At 56.7% G+C, this 21,198-nt stretch carries 20 protein-coding genes; 10 read left to right on the forward strand and 10 right to left on the reverse strand.

All coding sequences use genetic code 11. The features are described from left to right. Positions 1-18 precede the first annotated feature (18 nt). Together FAES_RS04310 and FAES_RS04315 are read right to left on the reverse strand one after the other, a co-directional pair. Positions 19-1,476, reverse strand: coding sequence for an ATP-binding protein (locus FAES_RS04310; protein WP_015329977.1), 1,458 nt, complete (start codon positions 1,474-1,476; stop codon positions 19-21). Positions 1,477-1,589: 113 nt separating this feature from the next. Next, positions 1,590-1,970 carry a DUF4296 domain-containing protein gene (locus FAES_RS04315; RefSeq protein WP_015329978.1) on the reverse strand — a complete coding sequence of 127 codons (381 nt, stop codon included), beginning with the start codon at positions 1,968-1,970 and terminating at the stop codon, positions 1,590-1,592. 144 nt (positions 1,971-2,114) lie between these two features. Here FAES_RS04315 and FAES_RS04320 point away from each other — a divergent pair, with 144 nt between their 5' ends. From FAES_RS04320 to FAES_RS04330, 3 genes are all read left to right on the forward strand, one after another. Further along, complete coding sequence (locus FAES_RS04320) at positions 2,115-2,981, forward strand: DUF58 domain-containing protein (protein WP_015329979.1); 867 nt, start codon at positions 2,115-2,117, stop codon at positions 2,979-2,981. A gap of 124 nt (positions 2,982-3,105) precedes the next feature. Then, complete coding sequence (locus FAES_RS04325) at positions 3,106-3,957, forward strand: hypothetical protein (RefSeq protein ID WP_148289290.1); 852 nt, start codon at positions 3,106-3,108, stop codon at positions 3,955-3,957. Between the two features lie 48 nt (positions 3,958-4,005). Further along, entirely contained in the window at positions 4,006-5,028 is a 1,023-nt protein-coding gene (locus FAES_RS04330) for a VWA domain-containing protein (RefSeq protein WP_015329981.1), read from the forward strand. On the opposite strand, the gene FAES_RS04335 is transcribed toward FAES_RS04330, so the two are convergent. After that, positions 5,025-5,879 carry an MBL fold metallo-hydrolase gene (locus FAES_RS04335; RefSeq protein ID WP_041257548.1) on the reverse strand — a complete coding sequence of 285 codons (855 nt, stop codon included), beginning with the start codon at positions 5,877-5,879 and terminating at the stop codon, positions 5,025-5,027. The genes FAES_RS04330 and FAES_RS04335 overlap by 4 nt on opposite strands. Positions 5,880-5,905: 26 nt before the next feature. Then, positions 5,906-6,802, reverse strand: coding sequence for a helix-turn-helix domain-containing protein (locus tag FAES_RS04340; RefSeq protein ID WP_015329983.1), 897 nt, complete (start codon positions 6,800-6,802; stop codon positions 5,906-5,908). A gap of 156 nt (positions 6,803-6,958) precedes the next feature. On the opposite strand from FAES_RS04340, the gene FAES_RS04345 reads away from it, so the two are divergent. Beyond that, the gene (locus FAES_RS04345; protein ID WP_015329984.1) at positions 6,959-7,792 is read left to right on the forward strand and encodes a phytanoyl-CoA dioxygenase family protein; all 834 of its coding nucleotides are present in this window, start codon (positions 6,959-6,961) and stop codon (positions 7,790-7,792) included. 323 nt (positions 7,793-8,115) lie between these two features. Then, positions 8,116-10,347 (forward strand): protein-disulfide reductase DsbD family protein, encoded by a 2,232-nt coding sequence (locus tag FAES_RS30600; protein ID WP_229364420.1) that lies wholly within the window; start codon positions 8,116-8,118, stop codon positions 10,345-10,347. A 99-nt stretch (positions 10,348-10,446) separates the two neighbouring features. Here the strand turns inward: FAES_RS30600 and FAES_RS30545 are convergent, their stop codons facing one another. After that, entirely contained in the window at positions 10,447-10,860 is a 414-nt protein-coding gene (locus tag FAES_RS30545) for a hypothetical protein (protein ID WP_015329987.1), read from the reverse strand. 12 nt (positions 10,861-10,872) lie between these two features. Continuing rightward, positions 10,873-13,089, reverse strand: a complete 2,217-nt coding sequence (locus FAES_RS04360; RefSeq protein ID WP_041257549.1) for an FG-GAP-like repeat-containing protein — start codon at positions 13,087-13,089, stop codon at positions 10,873-10,875. A gap of 92 nt (positions 13,090-13,181) precedes the next feature. On the opposite strand from FAES_RS04360, the gene FAES_RS04365 reads away from it, so the two are divergent. The 4 genes from FAES_RS04365 (at position 13,182) to FAES_RS04380 (ending at position 16,761) form a co-directional block, all read left to right on the forward strand. After that, positions 13,182-14,486 (forward strand): UDP-N-acetylmuramoyl-tripeptide--D-alanyl-D-alanine ligase, encoded by a 1,305-nt coding sequence (locus FAES_RS04365; protein ID WP_015329989.1) that lies wholly within the window; start codon positions 13,182-13,184, stop codon positions 14,484-14,486. Between the two features lie 78 nt (positions 14,487-14,564). Then, positions 14,565-15,209 (forward strand): GDSL-type esterase/lipase family protein, encoded by a 645-nt coding sequence (locus FAES_RS04370; RefSeq protein WP_015329990.1) that lies wholly within the window; start codon positions 14,565-14,567, stop codon positions 15,207-15,209. A gap of 105 nt (positions 15,210-15,314) precedes the next feature. Continuing rightward, entirely contained in the window at positions 15,315-15,767 is a 453-nt protein-coding gene (locus FAES_RS04375; RefSeq protein WP_041257550.1) for a 3-oxoacyl-ACP synthase, read from the forward strand. An 85-nt stretch (positions 15,768-15,852) separates the two neighbouring features. Continuing rightward, on the forward strand, positions 15,853-16,761 hold the full coding sequence (locus FAES_RS04380; protein ID WP_015329992.1) for a manganese catalase family protein: 909 nt from the start codon (positions 15,853-15,855) through the stop codon (positions 16,759-16,761). An 80-nt stretch (positions 16,762-16,841) separates the two neighbouring features. On the opposite strand, the gene FAES_RS04385 is transcribed toward FAES_RS04380, so the two are convergent. From FAES_RS04385 to FAES_RS04395, 3 genes are all read right to left on the reverse strand, one after another. Then, positions 16,842-17,087: a hypothetical protein gene (locus FAES_RS04385; protein WP_015329993.1), complete on the reverse strand. Its 246-nt coding sequence runs from the start codon at positions 17,085-17,087 to the stop codon at positions 16,842-16,844. 81 nt (positions 17,088-17,168) lie between these two features. Then, the gene (locus FAES_RS04390; protein ID WP_015329994.1) at positions 17,169-17,681 is read right to left on the reverse strand and encodes a GNAT family N-acetyltransferase; all 513 of its coding nucleotides are present in this window, start codon (positions 17,679-17,681) and stop codon (positions 17,169-17,171) included. Continuing rightward, positions 17,681-18,442: a hypothetical protein gene (locus tag FAES_RS04395; RefSeq protein ID WP_015329995.1), complete on the reverse strand. Its 762-nt coding sequence runs from the start codon at positions 18,440-18,442 to the stop codon at positions 17,681-17,683. The genes FAES_RS04390 and FAES_RS04395 overlap by 1 nt, the downstream gene beginning before the upstream one ends. A gap of 233 nt (positions 18,443-18,675) precedes the next feature. Between FAES_RS04395 and FAES_RS04400 the strand changes: the two genes are divergently transcribed. Further along, complete coding sequence (locus FAES_RS04400) at positions 18,676-19,437, forward strand: SDR family NAD(P)-dependent oxidoreductase (protein ID WP_015329996.1); 762 nt, start codon at positions 18,676-18,678, stop codon at positions 19,435-19,437. Between the two features lie 137 nt (positions 19,438-19,574). Here the strand turns inward: FAES_RS04400 and FAES_RS04405 are convergent, their stop codons facing one another. Next, the gene (locus tag FAES_RS04405; RefSeq protein WP_015329997.1) at positions 19,575-21,128 is read right to left on the reverse strand and encodes a DEAD/DEAH box helicase; all 1,554 of its coding nucleotides are present in this window, start codon (positions 21,126-21,128) and stop codon (positions 19,575-19,577) included. Between the last annotated feature and the right edge of the window lie 70 nt (positions 21,129-21,198).

Below are 21,198 nucleotides of genomic sequence, written 5' to 3' on the forward strand. Positions count from 1 at the left end.
TGAGCAACTGGTCACTGCCTAAGCAACAGCGGCGCGGCGCACCACGGCGGCGTCGGGCGTGGGCGACGTACCCAGCGGAATGGTCACGATGACGCGGGTGCCCTGATCGACTTCCGACGCGAGCCGAAAAACGCCATTGAGTAGCCGGGCTCGTTCGCGCATGTTGTGCAGGCCATGCCCGTTCAGGATCGACTCCGGGGCGGCGGCGGCTACCCCGCGCCCGTTGTCGCTGATGGTCATGAGCAGGTTGTCGCCGCTAATTTGAAGCAGCACATCAATTTCGTCGGCATCGGCATGCCTGATGGCGTTGTTGAGCGCTTCCTGGGCAATGCGGTACAGGCCAATCTCAACGGCGGGGTCCAGGCGGCCTACCTCGCCTTCCGACTCGATCAGGATCGTCAGGCCGGTTTGGCGCACTTTCTGGTCGACGAGTTGGCGCAGGGCCGGTTCGAGCCCAAAATCGCTCAAGACGGGCGGCATCAGGTTGTTCGAAATCTGGCGCGTTTCCTGAATCGTTTTAATGACCAGGTCTTTCAGGTTTGCGTAAGCGCGCTGTTCTTTTTCGGGGAGCAGATGCACCGAACGCACATTTTCGACCAACAATTTCAGGCCCGTCAGCATCTGACCAAGACCATCGTGCAGATCGTGCGACAACCGCCGCCGTTCTTCCTCCTGCCCCTGCATGAGCGCCGCCATCCGCACCACCTGCTCGTTCATCTGTTGCTGGTGCCGCAACGCCGATTCGCGCAACAACTTTCCCTGGGCGTCCTGCAAGGCCTGATTGCTTTGTTGTAAATCGTGATTCATAGATTGAGTAGTCTCCTGGGCGGCGGTTAGCTGGCCGAGTGTCTGGCCCAGCGCCCGCACGGCCGGTCGGAAAATAAAAATCGCTTCCAGCACCAGCACCAGCAGCGTGATTGCCAGGAGCAGCAGTTCGGTTTGGCGGAGCGCCGCAATTTTCTGGCTCGCCTCGGCTTCATATTGCTGCACGATACTGTCCATCTGGCTTAGAAAAGCGGGATCGTGTTGCAGGATGGTGGCTACGGCGCTACGGGCTTCGGCGGGCGAAAGCGTTGACTGCGCAAACCGGCGGGCTTCCTGCTGAATGGCGCCAAAGTGCGGGTCAAGCCTGATAAACATCGCCTGGATGGTCGCGCTGTTGAGCGATTGGGCGTGCCGAACCGTGAGGTTGCCCGACTTTAATTGCTGATGATACGTTGCCCACTGGGTAAGCGTACGGTTCAGCCGGGCGCGCGTCTCTTGTGCAATTGAGGCTACCGGTGCATTCACTAATAACAAGACGTCCTTCACGATCATCTGACTCCGAAAGCGCTGCCGACCGGCTTCGTTAATCAGCCAGGAATCGTTCTCCTGTTTGTCGAGTTGCCGTTGGATCAGCACCTGCCCCCAGATGGTCAGACCGGCAATAAGCGACAAGGCCAGGATGTAGCGGTACGTGAAGAGACGTGTGAGCATTAACCGGACGATTAGCCCCTCAAGTTACGTAAATGCCTAGTTTTTGCATACGGCTGATAAACAATTCGTTTGTATGAACCACAAACGATTAACTGGTTTACGCAGATGTATCCTCAGGAAACCGGCTTTTTGCTCACCACTTTTTCTTTAGCTTTCTGAGCCTCTTTGAGTTGCTCGACCACGCGCTCGTAGATGCGGGCCAGATCGGCCGGCCGGGCCGAATAATAGATGTAGCTCTTGGTATAGGCAGAGGTATCTACCCCATACTGCTTCAAGGTTTTGGCTTGCAGCCGGTTAAACAGGATCGACGCCGAATCAGACGAACTAAGGCCGTATTTGCTGATTCGGGCCTCGTTGAGGTGTACCTGCATCAGTATATTGGCCATGGTCTCTTCGGGAACCAGATTGGCCGGTTTCTCACCCAGCTGACTCTCCGAAGAGCCGCATCCCAACGCCATCAGCCCGAAAAAAACAACAGAAAGGAATCGTAGCATCCTGATTAAATTTGAAAACTGCTTCGCAACCTAAGCACCTGCGGCCCGGCTCCAACAGCGTTGGAAAGCCAGTGTACCCGAGTACAGTACCTTAACGCTGAAGCGCCGTAATTTTAACAGAAAGTGACTGGTAAAATTCGTTAAATGAATGATTTTTTGATCAGGGCCCGCGAGTTCGAGATTCGGATTCGGAAGGCCGTCAGCTCGCAGATGCGGGGCAATTTTCGGTCGGTATTCAAAGGGTCAGGCCTTGAGTTTGCCGATCTGCGCCCCTACCAGTACGGCGACGACGTGCGGGCGATCGACTGGAACGTCTCATCAAAAGGGCACGGGGCCTTCGTGAAGGTATTCCGCGAAGAAAAAGATCAGACGGTTTTTTTTATGGTCGATGTAAGTGCTTCACAGCAAGTGGGTTCGTTTCAGCGGTCAAAACTGGATACGACCAAAGACGTCTGCGGGGCATTGGCTATGTCGGCTATCAACGAAGCCAGCCACGTGGGTATGTACTGCTTTTCCGATCAGAAGGAAAAGTACATGAAACCGGCCAATACGCTCAAACAGGGGTATCAGATGATTACGGCGCTGGGCAAACTGGAGCCGCAGTCGGTGAAAACGAATGTGGCCGACGCGCTGCTGTTTACCATGAATGTGTTGAAGCGCCGCAGCCTGATTTTTCTGCTGTCTGATTTTATCGATCAGGGGTATGAACACAACCTCAAAGCGCTCGCCCGAAAGCACGACCTGGTGGTGATTCATTTCTACGACCCCCGCGAGATCAACCTGCCTAAACTGGGCGTGGTGCCGGTTTTCGATACCGAACTAAGGCAAACGGTCTGGCTGAATACGTCGGCCCCGCGCTTTCGGAATGCCCTCCGCGAACAGTTTGCCCAAAGCCGCACCCGCCTCGAACGCCTCTGCCGCCAATACGATGCCGATTATGTGGCCCTGGACGCACAGGCCGATTTTGTCCCGACCTTAGCGGAGCTTTTCCGGGCCCGGAAGTATCGGTAGCCGGCGATAGGCAATGAACAATGAACGATGCACAATGGACAGTGAACGGTACGCAGTGAGCTGGCTTCTGAACGGCTGGTCACCACGTAACGGCTTGATCTGGCTGGTACATTGTATCGCATTCATGGTACACTGGTCATCGGCAGTGGCTCAGCCCGTGGGTACGTTCATCGACGACACCATCGAGATCGGGCGACCATTTCGCTATGCGCTTTCGGTGCGCCACCCCGCCACGCAGGATGTGCTCTTTCCCGATACGGCCCGGCAATTTGCGCCGTTCTGGGTACGTGGTCTATCGGTGTTCCCAACGCGCACCCGGCAGGGCGTTAGTGTCGATAGTGCCGTATATACGCTGGTTTCGTTTGAAGTGAGCCGGGCGCGGGTGTTGCAGGTGCCTGTCTATCTGATCGCTGGCTCCGATTGTACGGCCGTGCTGTCGTCGCCCGATACGGTGTTTCTTTTTTCGTCGGTACTGGCCTCGGCCCGGCCCGATACGTTGCAGCTAAAGCCCGACACAACGCTGGCCCCGTTGCCACAGCAACTCAACTACGCCAACCTGGTGCTGGTAGTGATGGTGGCGGGGGTCATATTGGCGGCTATTTACATTTTGTTTGGGAAAGCCCTCCGCCAACGCTGGGCGCTATACGTGCTGGGGCGGAAACACCTGCGGTTCATGACAACCTACAATCAGCTAACCCGTAATGTTGGCCCCGAGTCGACGGGCGAGCTAACCAATCAGGCGATCGTGGCGTGGAAACAATACCTGGAGAAAACCGAACGGCAGCCGTATACATCGCTCACCAGTAGCGAAATCGCCCAGCGGATTGGTGACGACCGTGTGGCCGATGCGCTGCGCGAAACTGATCGGATGATCTACGGCGGTGCCTTCACCGATCAGTCGCCGCTGGCCTTACGCGTCTTGCGCGATGTGGCGATGGCTGCCTATCAGCGACGGCGCGAAAAAATTAACCAGTAATCCGACGGCGCTCACCCGTGTCTCGTTTTACGTCGTTTATTCGTCTTTATGCCTTGGTACTCACTTTATTGGCTGATGCCGTCGACGTTGCGGGCGTTCCACTACGATAACCAGTGGGCGCTGCTGCTGATTCCGTTGACAATCAGTTTGTTTCTCTTTCGGAATGTGCTGGGGCAACGCTACCGGCAGCAACTTCGGGTGTCGGGGTTGGGGCTAACGGGCGTACGGCCTGGTGGCTGGGCGCGTTTCGTGAGTCTGCTCCGGCTACTGGTGCCGCTGTCGTTGTGGTTGTCGATGGCTTTCTTATTGGTGGCCTTGGCCCGGCCCCAGACGGTACGGCAGCTGCGCGAAGAGCAATCGGTCGGCATCGATATCATGCTGGCGCTCGACGTGTCGTCGTCGATGCTGGAGACCGATCTGAAGCCCAATCGGCTGGCGGCGGCCCGGCTGGTGGCGCAGCAGTTTGTGGCGGGGCGGCAACACGACCGCATCGGGCTGGTGGTATTTGCGGGTGAAGCGTATTCACTTTGCCCCCTCACGACCGATTACGCCCTTCTCCGGCAATACCTGCGCGAGCTGAGCCCCAATCTGGTGCGCACCACCGGCACGGCCATTGGTGACGCACTGGCGCGCGGGATCAACCGCCTGCGCGATTCGCCCGCCCGCAGCCGGGTGTTGGTGCTGCTCAGTGACGGCGACAACACCGCGGGCAACCTCGATCCGCTGACGGTGGCGCGGCTAGCAACTCCTTTTAATGTGAAAATTTACACCATTGCCGTAGGGCGGCGATCGGCCCGGACCGAAGACGGAAGCCTCGCCTCGCAGTTTGACGAAGGCATTCTGAAATCAATCGCCGAAATGGGGCAGGGGTATTTCTTCCGGGTAACCGACGTGGGGCAGCTCCGGCAGGTGTTTGCCCGCATCGATCGCCTCGAACGGGCACCTACATACGTCGAGACCCACGAAGACGTGCAGGACCAATATCGGCCGTATCTCCGGTGGGGCGTCGTTTTGTTGGTGTTCACACTCTTGCTGAAAAACACACCCCTCGGCAACGTGCTGGAAGACTAGTCGGCGCCGTTCGCCCGGTCGTGCAGAGCAGACCGGATCAGGTACGTTACGGCGACGTCGTTGCTGGTGAAGGCGCGCATAAACCAGTCTTCGCGCAGCCCAATCCGCCGCAGAATTATGGCCTCGCTTAGGCCACGCCGTTGCCCTTCAAGCGACTGATCGACGATGCGTTGCAAGTGATCAATTTTGGCCTGGATGGCAGTCTTGGCATGTTTCAGAACAGGACGGTGGCCGCAGAACAGCGTGTCGAAATCGTAGGTAAGCAGGTGGCGGGCGGCTTCCAACTGCTGGTAGATGTTCTCGCCCCGCCGGAACACGCGCAGATTGCCCACGTAGAAATCGCCCGAAAAGAGCCAACCTTCGTTGGGCTCCAGTAGTACGTGGTGGTCGTCGGAATGGCCGAGGGTGGGGATGGGCAGAAACCGGTAATGCGCCGTTTCGACTGGGGCTGGGTACGTTGCCAGTACCTCCACGCCCACGGCGGCCGAGCAGGCTTCGATGGGGCCAAACCAGTAGCGCTCGTAAGGCAGCAGGTGGTAGGGATAGGCGATCCGCTCGGCCGTGAGCAGACCGCACCGAACCGGGCAGCCGTGCTGCCGGGCTAACGCCGCTGCATTGGCCGCGTGGTCTTCGTGAAAGTGCGTCAGCGCAATCTGCTCGATCTGATGGCGCTCGTAGGTCGCCAAAACGGCCCGCTGCGTGTAGCGGGAGCCCGTGTCGATCAGTAAGCCATCCACGTAATACGTCCAGACCGGAATAGGGCGGGGCCACGGCAGGCGCGCATAGCCAAACTGATGCCCTTCGACGGGGCCGTGTCGTAACGAGCTGGAAACGTGTGTCGCGAGCGCCAAAGCAAATGGTCGGGTTGAGCGGATAACTAGGGCAGGCTCGGCATGGCGGCCCGGGGCGGGGCCATCGTTTCGCGGTAGGTAGCCTGGTACCGCAGGGGCGTGGTGCCGGTTTGCTGCTTGAACTGCCGGTGAAAATGCGAGATATTGTTGAAGCCGCATTCCAGGCCTACCTGCCCCACGCTGAGGTCGGCGTGGGTAAGCAACTTGCGGGCGTGGCTGATCCGCAATTCGTTCAGGTATTCGACAAACGACTTGTTGGTGCGTTTTCGAAAATACCGACAAAACGCCGCCGGCGCCATGCCCGCTACCGATGCAATCTGCTCTACCCGGATCTCGTCCCGAAAGTGGGTCAGCATAAATTCCAGTACCCGCTTCATCCGCTCGGTTTCGGCTTCGCTGGCCGACAGCTGATAACTGTCGGAAGCCAGGAGACGGCTGTCGCGGTCGGTGGCCAACGTATTCAGAATGCCGAGCAGTTCCAGTACCTGATTCATGCCATCGTGCTGCGTGATACCCAGTAGGCGCGGGCGTATGTTGGCGACGGCGGCGGCACTGAAGCGGAGCCCAAACTGAGCCCGCTGCAACAGTTGCCGTAGCGAATACGCTTCGGGGAAAATCCGCAGCAGGCCATCGTTGAGCAGTGCCGTGAATTGTACCACGACGGCTTCCGCCGGTGCGTCGGCGGGCTGCTCGTCATCATTTCGCCAGAAGTGGGGCAAATTGGGCCCAACCAGCACCAGATCACCCGCTTCAAAATCGCTGACATGATCACCCACGAACCGCTTTCCAGTGCTACGGATGATGTGAGTCAGCTCATATTCCGGGTGATAATGCCAGGGTGCGTCAAACGAAGGGAGTTGGAGGTGCTTAACCACAATCGAGTGTTCCTCGTCGATGGTGACCTTTTCATAAAGCGCTTTCATTGGTAAATTTTGACCTATTCGCGGATCACGTTTCGAAAATTAGTCAAAAAATCACACAAAGGGAGCAACAATAGCCGCAACAGGTGCAGCTAACCGTCCTAATTTTGATTGATGGTAACAATCGTAATGTTCTATAATACCAACAAATAGTCTTATATGCAGGCAGTAGCTACCGAAACCACGTTGCAGGCCCGTTTGCAGGAGCCTTACGAATTGTCGCAACAGGCCGTCGCGTTTTACCGAGAGAACGGGTATGTAAAACTGAAAAACGTACTCAGCCCCGACCTGATCGATTACTACGGCGCCGTCATCACCGATCTGGTCATTCGGCTCAACACGCTCACGAAGCCCATGGAAGACCGCACGACCTACGAGCGGGCGTTTCTCCAGATCATGAACCTGTGGACGCAGGATAAGGCGGCTAAAGAATTTGTGTTCAGCAAACGGCTGGCCAAAATCGCCACGGACCTGATGGGTGTGGAAGGGGTGCGCCTCTACCACGATCAGGCCCTATATAAGGAGCCATCCGGGGGCATTACGCCCTGGCATGCCGATCAGTTTTACTGGCCGCTGGCGTCGCCCCACACCGTCACGGTCTGGATTCCGTTGCAGGCAACACCCATGACCATGGGACCATTGGCCTTTGCGGCTAAAAGTCAGCGGGTAGAACTCGGCCGCGATCTGGAGATTAGCGATGAAAGCGAGAACGTGCTATCCGATGAACTGCAAAAGCTGAATTTCGACGTCAACGATACGCCCTTCGAGTTGGGCGAAGTCAGTTTCCACGCGGGCTGGACCTTTCACCGGGCCGGCCCAAATACTGCCAACGAAGCCCGCAAAGTGATGACCATGATCTATATGGACAAAGATCAGGTCGTGATGGAGCCGCGCAACCCCTACCAACAGAACGATTGGACCACCTGGCTTAGCAGTTGGCCCGTTGGCACCACGCCCGACGGACCGTTGAATCCAATTCTCTTTCAGTATTGACTTACAATTTAGTAAGTTGATCGCGTCTGGTAATAAATAATGGGCGTCGCTACGTTCATTGGGCATACCAGGCGCTACTTGGTCAAACCAACGCCCACATGGTTTATGTTGGGTTTTGCAAACACCGTTCTGGCCATTGCCGGACCGGTGTTTTTTTTGGGTATAGACTATTTTTGGTTCAAAATCTGTTACGGTAGCAACACGTACGAAATTACCGACGTAACAAGTCAGTTGCTGTATCTATCATGACTCGGTTTTCTCCCCACCCGAATAGATTATCCCGTTTATTACTGTCGTCACTGATTTGGCTGTCCATGGTAGGCATGACCAGCCAATTAGCTGTGGCCCAGATTCGCAAAGATCCCACACGCTGGACCATTAGCGGCCCGGCCAAACCGGCCAAAATCGGCGACGTCGTTGAACTGACCATTCAGGCATCCATTGCCGAAAGCTGGCATATTTACTCGCCGGATCTCGACCCCAATATTGGCCCGATTCCCACATCCATCAAATTCAAGCCGTCGGCGGCTTACAAACTGGTGGGTGCACCTGTACCAGTGGGCGTTCAGGAAATCTATGTGGAAGTGTGGGGCGCTAAAGTGCGGCAGTTTGAAGGGAAAGCAATAATCCGGCAAAAGGTGAAGGTCTTGGCCGATAACCCTACCATCGAACTGACGACCGAATATCAGGCCTGTTCAGATAAGGATGGCACCTGCCTTCCGCCTGCCGAAGCTGAATTACAAACGATAGTCAAAACAACTGCCGCGGTAACTAGCCCTTCATCAACGACAGCCGGAAAACGTGTTGGCAACGTACCTGCAGTAAAGACTGAAACAGTAGCGCCTGTAGCCTCTGCTACAGAACCATCGCCCGCCGATCTGGCTACCGCCACGACTTCGGCCGTAACAGACACGGATACACTGACTCAGCAAGCCGAAACACGCGCTTCGGCGCAGGCATCGCTCGCGGCTACGCCCGTCGAGGGGCAGGGGCAATCATTATGGGCGTTTGCGCTGGCGGCGTTTCTAGCCGGTCTGGCGGCCCTGCTCACGCCCTGCGTATTCCCGATTATTCCAATGACTGTCAGCTTTTTTACGAACCAGAAAGGTGGCTCGTGGAAGGCGCTGCTCTACGGCGCGTCGATTATTGGTATCTACGTGCTGATCGGCACGGTGGTGTCGCGGATTAACGGGCCGGGTTTTGCCAATTTCGTGAGCACGCACTGGCTGCCCAACCTGCTCTTTTTTGCAGTCTTCTTCGTCTTTGGCCTCTCGTTTCTCGGGCTGTTCGAAATCACACTGCCCAGTTCCATCGTCAATCGGGCCGATGCGGCTTCGGAGCGGGGTGGGCTGGCCGGTATTTTCTTCATGGCCTTCACGCTGGTGCTGGTGTCATTTTCGTGCACGGGTCCCATTGTGGGTAGCTTGTTGGTTGCCTCGGCGGGTGGCGAAGTGGTGAAGCCCATCGTGGGTATGGCGGCGTTTTCGTCGGCCTTCGCCATTCCGTTTACGTTGTTTGCGCTCTTCCCGCAGTGGTTGCAGAAACTGCCCAAATCGGGCGGCTGGCTCAACGCCGTGAAAGTGGTGCTGGGCTTTCTGGAACTGGCGCTGGCGCTTAAATTCCTCAGCATTGCCGATCAGGTATACCACTGGCACCTGCTCGACCGCGAGGTGTATCTGGCCTTCTGGATCGTTATTTTCAGCATGCTGGGCTTCTACCTGCTGGGTAAACTCAAACTCCCCCACGACAGCGCCCCCGTTTCGACGGGTAAACTGAACCTGCGTGAGTTTGCTATTCGCGGGGTCATGAACCAGCCCGTTGGGGCGCTGGTCGACTCGGACGCGGCCGGACAGTTGACCCTGACGGGTACGCCCACCAGCGGCACCGTGCAACTGACGGGCGGTAACGATACAAAAGTGAGCATTCCGCGCCTGCTGCTGGCGATCGTGACCTTCACGTTTGTGGTCTATATGGTTCCGGGCATGTGGGGGGCGCCGCTCAACGCGCTGGCTGGCTATCTGCCGCCCCTGGCCACGCAGGACTTTATTTCACGTGGTGGCCCGGCTTCAGCGACGACCCAACAGTCAACGGCCGTTCGGCATGGTAATCTGTTCAAATTGCCCCACGGCTTGCCGGGCTTCTTCGATTACAAAGAGGCACTGGCTTATTCAAAAACCGTGAAGAAACCTGTCTTTATCGACTTCACCGGTCACGGCTGCGTAAACTGCCGCGAGATGGAACAGCGCGTGTGGAGTGATCCGAAGGTGCTGTCCCGTCTCCAGAATGACTACGTGGTGGTGGCACTGTATGTCGATGATAAAACGGAACTACCCGAAGCCGAATGGTATACGTCGGGCTACGATCAGAAAACCAAGAAGACGATTGGCGCGCAAAACGCCGACTTGCAGGTGGTGAAGTACAACAATAACGCCCAGCCGCACTATTGCCTAGTCGACGGTACGGGTACGTTGCTGGTTTCGCCCATCAACTACAACCTCAGCGTCGATAAGTTCGTCGCCTTTCTGGATGCTGGTAAGGCGGCGTTTGGAAAATAAAGCAGGCTTGATGCGAAAAGGTCCAGGGATCAACGTTAGGTAGCACGTTAGTTTAACGCCGACTCATCGTTGATCCTTGGACCTTTTTTTTGCTCTCTTTTAAGCTCGTCCGTTGAAATTTTCGCCGTATTCGGCGTTGCGGGCGTCGGCTTCTGACTCGCCGCCCTCTTCGTCACCAAGCATGTCCATTTCGGCCTCCATGCGGGCCTCACTAACATTGTCGGGGTCATTGTAAAATTCAGCGGGCAGCGTGTCGTCGGTTTCGGTTTCGGCCACCATATCGGTCATGTCCGTGGCGACGGCATTGTCTGTGTACAGAATGGTATCTGAGGCCTCTTCATCACCGGGGTTCATCACATCGGGCTGACCGTCGAGGCCAAATTCTGCATAAACGGCGTTTTCTTCGTTGACGTCGTTACCCGGCATATTGTTGAACTGCGGCGACATGCCTTCCAGCGGGCCGCCCGTGTTCTGTTCGTTCAGTTGCTGATCGGAGTTATTCAGGTTTTCCATGATCGTTGAGCTTTACCGACCTAACACCACCCGACTCACTTTTGTTGGCTGGTCGGCCGCGCTGAGCCGCAGCAGATACACCCCCGACGACAACGTACCCAGATCGAGCGGCTGATCGATGTGGGCACCCACCCGAATCGGGGTGAGTACAGTACGTCCGTCGATGCTGATGACCTCCACTTGCCCTCCGTGCGGAGCGCGAATGGTCACATAGCGATTGGTCGGGTTCGGAAACGCCCAGGTCGAGACAGGCTCAACGGCCAGCACAGCCGATACTTTATCCGATGTATTACGAACGTACCTGAGCCCCCCGGCCAGACTACCCAGCACCAGATCGGGCAGGCCGTCGCCAGAAAGGTCGCCTGTGGCCAGAATTGGGTTGAGACCAGCGGTTGGCAACGTACCCAGGGTGTCGAGCAACGTGGCCGCCTGCGTGGGTTGGCTCGCCAGCTTATACACCCGCAACTGTCCCGTTCGCGTAGCCAGCATCAACCGTTTCTGGTTATCCCCGTTTACATCGGTCAGGGCCAATGAAGCATTCCGGTTATCGAACGCAAAATCGAAGCCCGCAAACCGGTCGGTCACCAGCGTGAAAGCCGGCTCGCTCACCGATCCGCTGTTCCGATAGTAGCTGATGTTGCCCGCGCTGCCACTCACCAGCAGGTCGGCCTTACCATCGGCGTCAAAATCAGTGAAGAGCACGGGCGATGCCGCTGAATAGCCATCCGACAGTGTTAAGCTCCTGGCCGTGGCGGGTGTGAAGCGCATGGCCGCGCCTTTGGCGGCACTGTTGGGTAGCCACCGCAGTACACTACCAGTTTTGGAAAAACCGGACAGCACCAGATCGAGTGAGCCATTGCCATCGAGGTCGGCGAACGTTGGGCGGAGGTACGTGAGCGAATCGGTGGTGGTGAGGCCGAGGTAATCGGTGGTGACGAGGCTAAACGCGGGGTTGCTGGTTGTACCCTTATTCTCAAACTGCCACAAACTTGCCCGAAAACCATTAGCCAACGGAACGCCGCCATTCCCAACCAGCAAATCCAGATCGCCATCCCCATCGAGGTCGGCGAGTACCGGGGCCGCATTTTCGCCCAGGTCCAGCATGTCACTTTGCAGAAAATCCGTCCTGACCAGCTGGAAGTCGGGAGCTGTGGCTGTCCCCGCATTGCGGTAAAAATGGTTTGTCGATCGGAAGTCGAACAGGCCCCGCTCATTCACATAGACGTTGGGTGAAGCCACCATATCAGTCAGGCCGTCGCCGTCCAGGTCGTCGAAAAAAGCGGCCGGAAACGACGCAAAACGCACCGGATTTTGCTTCGGAAAGTCGTATTCGAACCGCGTAAACGCGGCATTCTGATTACTGGGGCCAGTGTTATGCAGCACCGATAGGTTGTTACAATCAACGTACCCAAAAATCAACTCGGGCTTGCCATCACCGTCGACGTCCTGGAGCCGGATGGTATTGCCCGTGTGGTTGGGTCGGCCGTTGGGATCACCCTGTCGGCCGCCAGTGGCGGCGCAATCGGCGTTAGCCGTGAAATCATTGCAGAATTCTTTCCTGAAGCGCCCCCAGCAGCCCGGCTCCGTACGGAAGTCGAGCCCGGCCGGGGCGGCGGCATTAGTGCGCTGTTTGCTCAGGTTCTGGTAATACACCGCCTGATTGCCCGTTGGGTCAAAGGCCACCACGTCTACGTCGCCGTCGCCATCGAGGTCGGTGATAGCAGGGGTATCCGGCCCGGCCACGTACACGTTCGATCGAATTCCCGACAGCGCATCGGTCTGTAGCGACGGCGTCACCAGCTGCCACGCCAGTGTGCCGTTGGCGGGTGTCGCATTGCGCCACACTTGAATGCCGCTGGGGGCCGACGCAAACAGATCTTTTCGGCCATCGCCATCATAATCGACCAGGTAAAACCAGTTGCCGATGGTCGGGAAAAGGCGCTCATACTGCGGGGCATGTTGCCAAAACAAGGCGTTGTTGGGGCCGGTCGTCGCCAGAAACGTGCTGATCCGGCTGGTAACCCGGTCGAATACCACCAGATCGGGGCGGGCGTCGGCATCCAGCGGCAGGGTGGCAAACTGGCAGGCATTGAGCCCGCCCGCCCAGGCGTTGGGCAGGGTGCGGCCCGCTAGCTCAATGGTGGGCCGGGTGTCGTACTCAAACGCAATGCGTTGCGCCTGACCAGCCAGTGAAAGCAATAAAAAGAGAAAAGTAGACCAACGAGCCATCGAGTGAAAGCGCGTAGTTTTGGGGCACGCTACACGCCTTTCCTGTAAACGAAGTAACCAAACCATTTCGTTGTCAACTAACTGAGAAATTTATGCTGACCACAGCAGCTTTATACGAGAAGTACCGGGAATGTACCACCGTTTCGACCGATACCCGCCAAATCGCGCCCGATTGCCTGTTTGTGGCCCTGCGCGGCGATAAGTTCGACGGCAACCAGTTTGCCCTACAGGCGCTGGAGGCCGGGGCCCGCTACGCGCTGGTCGACAATGCCGACGTGGCCGCTCAGCACGACCGCTGCCTGTTGGTGGCCGATACGCTGCTAGCCTTGCAGGAACTGGCCCGGCACCACCGTCGTACGTTTGGTTTCCCGGTTTTGGGCCTGACCGGCTCGAACGGTAAAACCACCACCAAAGAGCTGATTGCGGCGGTGCTAGCCAAAAAATACGCGGTTGAGGCCACGCATGGTAACCTCAACAACCACATTGGCGTGCCGCTTACCCTGCTGCGCATCGACCCTGCCCGCTGCCAGCTGGCGGTGGTGGAGATGGGGGCCAATCACCAGCGCGAAATCGATCTGCTGAGCCGGATCTGCGAACCCACCCACGGGCTGATTACTAACGTGGGCAAAGCGCATCTGGAAGGTTTTGGCGGAGTCGAAGGCGTGCGGAAAGGCAAGGGTGAACTCTTCGACTACCTGGCCGAAACAGGCGGGACCGTGTTCGTCAACGCGCAGAACGCCGTGCTGATGGCCATGCAGGCCGAGCGCAGCACCCGAACCCCCAACTTTGGTAACGTCGTTTTTTACCTGACCGACAACGTACCTGAACTGCTGACTGAAGCGCCGGTGGCGACGTACCGGACGGCCACGGGCGAGGTGATCCAGACGCATCTGCCGGGTCGCTACAACTTTGAGAACGTGGCGGCGGCACTGGCTATCGGGCAGTATTTCGGTGTGCCCGACGCCGATGCCAATCAGGCCGTGGCCGACTACAACCCGACCAACAACCGGTCGCAGGTGGTAGTGCGCGGTACCAACACCGTACTGCTGGATGCCTACAACGCCAACCCGTCGTCGATGGCAGCGGCGGTGCAGCAGTTTGGGCAAATGCCCGCCGAACGCAAGGCGGTTATCCTGGGCGATATGTACGAACTGGGCGACGAAAGCCCTGCCGAGCACGCCGCCCTGGGTACGTTGATTGCCCAGCAGCACTTCGATCTGGTCATTCTGGCGGGCAAAGACATGCAGTATGCGTTGCCTTCCCTGCCCCAAGCCTACTACTTCCCCGACAAGTTTTCGCTGCACAACTGGATCATGGATAACCCCATGCAACATACCCACGTGTTAATTAAAGGGTCGCGCGGCATGGGATTAGAAAGTGTGCTTCCGTTTATTTAGTGGCGGTAAGCCGACAGCCATACGTGGCTAAACCTCGTTGTGCTTTTCTTGTCTTACTTCACAAACACACAGTTGCTCATGAAAAACTTCCTGATTGCGGTAGCCTTTCTGCTTGGTACGGCTACGGCTTCGTTGGCCCAAAAGGCTGACTTTGAACCAGAAATTGCTGCCTTCGAGGCTCAGCCTGCCCCGGCAGCCAACAGCATTGTCTTCGTCGGAAGCTCGTCCATTCGGGTCTGGAACGGACTGACCGAGGCCTTCCCCGGTAAGACAGTCGTTCAACGGGGTTTCGGCGGTTCGGAGATGAACGACGCCATCAAATACATTGGGCGCATCATAGCCCACGACCGGCCCAAACAGATTTTGCTGTATGAGGGCGACAACGACATTGGTCAAAGCAACGCTTCGGCCCGCGACGTGTATGCCCGGTTTACGACCTTTTTTGCCCTAGCGCGGAAAATGGCCCCATCGGCTACGATTACGTTTATTTCCATCAAGCCCAGTGTAGCCCGCAAGCAGTTTCTGGCCACGCAGGCCGAAGCCAACCGCCTCATCAAGACGTACCTAAGCGGGCAGAAAAACGCGTCATACATCGATGTATACACGCCCATGCTCGATGCAGGCGGACAACCCCGTGCCGAACTTTTCCAGGCCGACGGTCTGCACATGAACGCCCAGGGCTACGACCTCTGGAAGCAGATCATTGGCCCGGCCTTGAAATAAATGAGTCAATTGCCTTTGGCGTTATTGGTAGTCATTCGTTGTAAAAAAGCTATGAATGACAATAAATGACTACCAATGACGCCAAAGGCAATTGACTTTACCCGAATGAACCCACTAAAACAAGCACTCTACGCGGCCTGTATGGCCTATGTGCAGCAACGTATCGATAACGCTGCCGAGGCCATGCGGGCCGCGCAGGAAGCGGCCAATTCTGAGGAAAAGAGCTCGGCGGGCGATAAATACGAGACAGGCCGCGCGATGGCCCAACTTGAACGCGATCGGCACGCCCAACTGCTGGCGCAGGCCCAGCAAATGAAGCAGGAACTGGAATTGCTGGACTACAAGACGGCATCGGACGTGGCGCGGGCCGGTAGCGTGGTCAATACGTCGCAAGGCACGTTCTTTCTGAGTATCAGCGCTGGCCGCCTCACGGTCGATGGGGCCAGCTACATGGCTGTCTCCATCGCATCACCCATTGGTGCCCTGTTGCGAGGCCACCGGGCAGGCGACGAGGTTCGCTTTAACCAGACCACGTATCGAATCGAAGGTGTACTCTAATTATCTATATTTTTGATAGATTAAATAAACTATAGATCAGACGGCGGGTTAGACGGACAAGTATCACGTCAAACTCGCATACGTTATGATCTTAAAAATGGACCGGTTGCCTGTTGAGCTGCCAACACCAACCAACCCGTCGGCCAACGATGCTGCCGCTGTACAGGAACTACTGGGTGGAAAGTTTGGGGAGATGTCGACCCTGATGAACTACACCTATCAGTCGTTCAATTTTCGGGGGCGCAAAAAGCTCCGGCCCTTCTACGATCTGATCTGTAGTATCGCTGGCGAAGAGTATGGCCACATCGAGGTGGTGTCGTATACCATCAACCTGCTGCTGACGGGAGTTAGCAAACGGGGAATCGATCCAACCATCGCTCCGCTTGCCGATGGCGTGAATGCCCGGAACACCTACCATTTCAACAATAGTGGGCAGACCGCACTCCCGATGGACTCGATGGGTAAGTTCTGGTCGGGTGATAACGTCTTCAGCAGCGGTAACCTGAAGCTCGATCTGTTGCACAACTTCTTTTTGGAGTGCGGGGCGCGGGCCGGTAAGATGCGGACCTACGAGATGGTATCTGACCCCACCGCCCGGACGATGGTTGGTTACCTACTGGTACGCGGTGGCTTGCACGTAGTCGCCTACGCCAAAGCGCTGGAATTGCTTACGGGCGTGGAGGTGACCAAACTGCTCCCCATCCCCGATCTGAGCAACGATAAATTCCCCGAGGCTAAGAAGTTCATGGAGGATAAAATGCACCTGAAGCTCTATACCTTCAGTCAGGAAGATTACAAACAGGTAGCGCTGATCTGGAACGGTACCCACCCCGAAGACGGACAACCGCTGGAAGTGATTCAGGGGGCTATTCCCGGCCACGCCGTCCCTGACCTCGACGAAGAGCCCCAACTCAACGCACCCGGCTCTGATGAATACGCCTACGACCCGCAGATGTTCGCCGACATGGCCAAGAAGATGGGGATTAAGTTGTAGGAACGAATACTGTATAATGAATAATGGGGCTAACGCATCTATTCTTGCGTTAGCCCCATTATTCATTATACGTTTACCACTTACTTGTCGAGCGAATCGCGGCGGGCTTCTTTGGCCGCATCGCGATACTCTTTATTGGCCGAGTCGAGGTCCGCTTTTTCGTCGCGAATTTCGCTGGTATCACCTTCGGCGCGGGCTTCGTTCAGGTCTTCCTGAGCGTCCTGTACCTCTTCGGCTTTATTTTCTTTCTTTGAATCGCAGGCTACAAATGTGGTGGTGGCAAGAAAGGCCATCGACAAGGCCAGTACCAATTGTTTGGTTTTCATGGTGTTCGTTTTTTTTGCAAGAACTACCCAACCAACAGGTAAGCGCCGAAAGTTGTTTAAAAAAATCGAGGAATCGGTATGTCAACTGGGTGCTGAAAGGCGCTTTTCGTAGCAAAAGAAACGTAGACCGGGTCGGAAAGCCAGGTCGATTTCACCCGCGTACACGTACCCAAGGGCTGGAAAAAGCCGTTGCGTAACCTGGTTCTGCGTATTGGTGTCGATGCGCAGGATGGCGATACCCCGTTGCCGGGCCACCTCGTCGGCTTGTTGCAGCAGGGCCTTACCTACACCCCGACCCTGATAGGCCGGGTCAACTGCCAGCCGATGCGTTACGATGGCGGTTTCGGTGATATCCCAACCTACCTGGGCATACTCGGCATCCTGATCGGTTGTAATAGCCGCAACACCCGCGATTTGGCCGTCGATGTCGGCTACCCAAAGCTGTTTTTTCGCAATGTCATTGCCAAAAACGGTTTCGTTTGGGTACGTGGCATCCCACTGAAAATTACCAGCCGCCTGCATCAGGGGCACCACCCGTTGCAGGAGCGCCACGAGTGCAGGTAGATCGGCTGTTGTCGCCTCACGAATGCGCATCAGTCTAATCCTGGCCGTTTAAAGGCACGGGCGGTCGGGAAGAGCGCCTCAAGCTGGCTCGTCAATCGGTTCAGGCCAGCCAGCATATCAAGCATGCCATCCAGTTTTTCGGGGTAATAATACAGAATCGTCTGCCACGAAGCGATCGAGCGATCAATGCTAACCAACACCAGTTTGGCCTTGCCGTTGTAATAGTCAAGCAGGTACTCGTCGTTGGTGGGTTCGTCGAGGGCGCGAAGGGTCGCCATCGTTTTCACCGGAATCAGCGTGCGATACCATTTTATCTGCTCGTAGGCGTTTTTCAGCGCCGTCAGTTGCACCATAGCCTGATCTTCCGTGCGCAGGCCAAGGTTTACCTGTTGCAATTGCTGCCTACCGGCCAGTTCGAGCAACCGACGCTCGTCCCTGAGCCATGCGCCGGTTTGTTGCAAATAAACAGAAGCCAGCGTAGCCACCGGATGCTCCTTGGTTCGGTGCCGACGAATCAGCACCTGCTCTTCCAGCGTTTGCTGCTCCGCTTCCGAAGGGCCATTAACCAGCAGCGACGGGTTTTCGCTCTGTAGCTTTTCAATGTAACGTTTGGTCATGTTCAGGGCTTCGGTGAGCTGATCGACCAATGACGCGTTGGTATCAACAGGCTGATCGGTAGCGACCTGCTGTTGCATCTGAAAACTGCGACAGCGACTGGTGAGGCGGCAACGCTCGCACCACGAGTCGCAGAAATTATAGATGCCTGGGATTAAATCGGAGTTGGAAAGCATATGACAGGTACGTTTACAGATACGGCAGTAAGAAGTCCAGCTTAAATATAGATTGCCTAACGGCCGGGCCGTTTAAACAATACCCGCTTTTTTTTGGCTTACTTTGGGCGGTTGGCATACGGGCTATAGCTCATTAGACGCTACGGGCTGCCATCGGCTACAGCCTTGGCGTTCCTTTTTTTACGGCCTGTACGTAGCGACTGGTAATTGCCTCATTCCGGTACATTCATAGCATGACTTCGTTCACTAAACAGGTAGCTCTCGTAACGGGAGCCGGATCAGGAATCGGACGGGCCACGGCCCTCGCCTTTGGCGCGCTGGGGGCCGCCGTTGTCGTATCAGACATAAATGATGCCAACGGGCAGGCAACCGTAGCGCTCATTGAAGAAGCCGGTGGTACAGCTAGTTACACGCGCTGTAACGTGGCCGATGCCGAAGCGCACAAGGCGGCGGTAGCCTACGCGGTGGCTACGTATGGCCGGCTGGATATCGCGGTCAATAATGCCGGTATCGGTGGGAATTTTGCCCGACTCATCGACCAGACCCCCGCCGATTGGGAGCAGATGATGGCCGTAAACCTGGGTGGCGTTTTCTACGGCCTGCAGGCCCAAATCCGGCAGATGCTGACTCAGCCCGAAGGTGGTAAAATCGTGAACGTGGCCAGCATTGCGGGGGTGAAAGGAATGCCGATGGGCGGCCCCTACAGCGCGGCTAAGCATGGCGTGATTGGCCTCACTAAAACAGCGGCGCTGGAATACGTGAAGAAGAAGATTCGGGTCAATGCGATCTGCCCGGTATATACCCATTCGGCGATGGTGCACGACCTGATGAGCCAGATGCCCGATATGGAGGAGCGCATGCGGCGGGTCATTCCGATGGGGCGTTTTGGGCAGCCCGAGGAAATCGCGCAGGCGATTGTGTGGCTTTGCGCCGACGAGAACGCATTCTGCACCGGTCAGGCCATTCAAATGGATGGCGGCATGACGGCGGGGTAATAAGGCAGTCTGAAAAATCAGTATAGTAAAAAAGTCCGAAGTCCGGACAGTCGCTCAGGTGTTGCTTACGCAGGCCTATAAACGACTGTCCAGACTTCGGACTTTTTTACTATACTGACTTCTTCTCCTTAAGAAGCCTATTTCTTCTTATCGAACCGATCGGGCGAGGTCGACAGGTAGGACGTCCAGGGGCGCCAACGATCGTCTTCACTAGCCGATGAACCCGAGTCACGCGGGGCAGGCTTCTGGCCACGGTTATTGTTCGACCGGTTCCGGTTGTCATTGCGGCCCGCAGGCTGTGCGTTGCCCTCGCCACGGGGTTTTTGTCCGTTGGCCGAACGTACCTGATCGGGGCGGCGCGTCGACTGGGTGTCGTCGGTCCGCTGGGTACGTTGCTCCGAGGCGCGAACCAGTTCGGGGCGGTTCTGCTGCTGTGGGCCTTTTTCGGCACGGCGCGGCTGGTTAGCCCGGCCGTTGCGTGCCTCGCGGGGTTCGCGCGGCTCACGTTGGTTTGGCTTGGGCGGCTTGGCCACCTCGATCGGGTCGCGGTTGTCAGACGGGAACGGGTTGTTCGCCACCTCAACCGGCACCTTACGGCCAATCAGCTTCTGAATATCTTTCAGGTACGCCCGCTCATCGGTTTCGCAAAACGAAATGGCGATGCCACTGGCGCCCGCGCGGCCCGTCCGGCCAATGCGGTGTACATAGCTTTCGGGAATGTTGGGCAACTCGAAGTTGATCACGTGCGAGAGGTTATCGACGTCGATACCCCGCGCAGCAATGTCGGTAGCCACCAACACCCGCGTGGTGCGCTCCTTGAAGTTGCTCAGGGCGCGTTGCCGGGCGTTCTGGGCTTTGTTGCCGTGAATCGCTTCGGTTTTGATGCCCTGCTTATTCAGGAATTCGGCCACCTTGTCGGCGCCGTGCTTGGTCCGGGTAAAGACCAGCGCCGATTCGATGGCTTTGTCTTCAAGGATATGGCGCAGCAGATTGCGTTTGTTGTCGCGCTCAACCAGATACACCGATTGGCGAACCGTATCGGCCGTCGATGAAACAGGCGTTACTTCCACCTTCACCGGGTCGGTCAGGATGGTATCGGCGAGCTTGACAATTTCGGGCGGCATGGTTGCCGAGAAAAACAGCGACTGCCGTTTGTTGGGCAATACGGCCAGGACCTTACGCACGTCGTGGATAAAACCCATGTCGAGCATCCGGTCGGCTTCGTCGAGCACAAAAAACTCGATGCCTTTCAGGTTTACGAAGCCCTGGTTCATCAGGTCGAGCAACCGGCCGGGCGTTGCCGTCAGGATGTCGACGCCCCGTGCCAGCGCATCGGTTTGTGGTTTCTGACCAACGCCGCCAAAAATAACGGTGTGGCGAAGGCCTACGTGCCGGCCATACGCCGCCAGACTTTCGTCGATCTGGATGGCGAGCTCGCGCGTCGGTGTCAGAATCAGCGCCTTGATCTTGTTTGACCAGTCGCCGGATTGCTTTTTCGTGTATAAGCGCTGAAGCGTAGGAATCGAAAAGGCGGCTGTTTTGCCAGTGCCAGTCTGGGCGCACCCCAACAGATCGCGACCGGCATTTACGTGTGGAATAGCTTGTTCCTGAATTGGAGTTGGGGTAGTGTATCCTTCTTCGGCCAGCGCCTTCAGGATTGGAGCGATAATCGCTAAGTCGTTAAAATTCATTCATGATGGGTGATGTTGAAGAGGCGCCTGCAAAGGCTATGCCTAACCCGCATCACGAGCAGTAATTACT

This window comes from Fibrella aestuarina BUZ 2 (assembly GCF_000331105.1).
GTDB classification, from domain to species: domain Bacteria; phylum Bacteroidota; class Bacteroidia; order Cytophagales; family Spirosomataceae; genus Fibrella; species Fibrella aestuarina.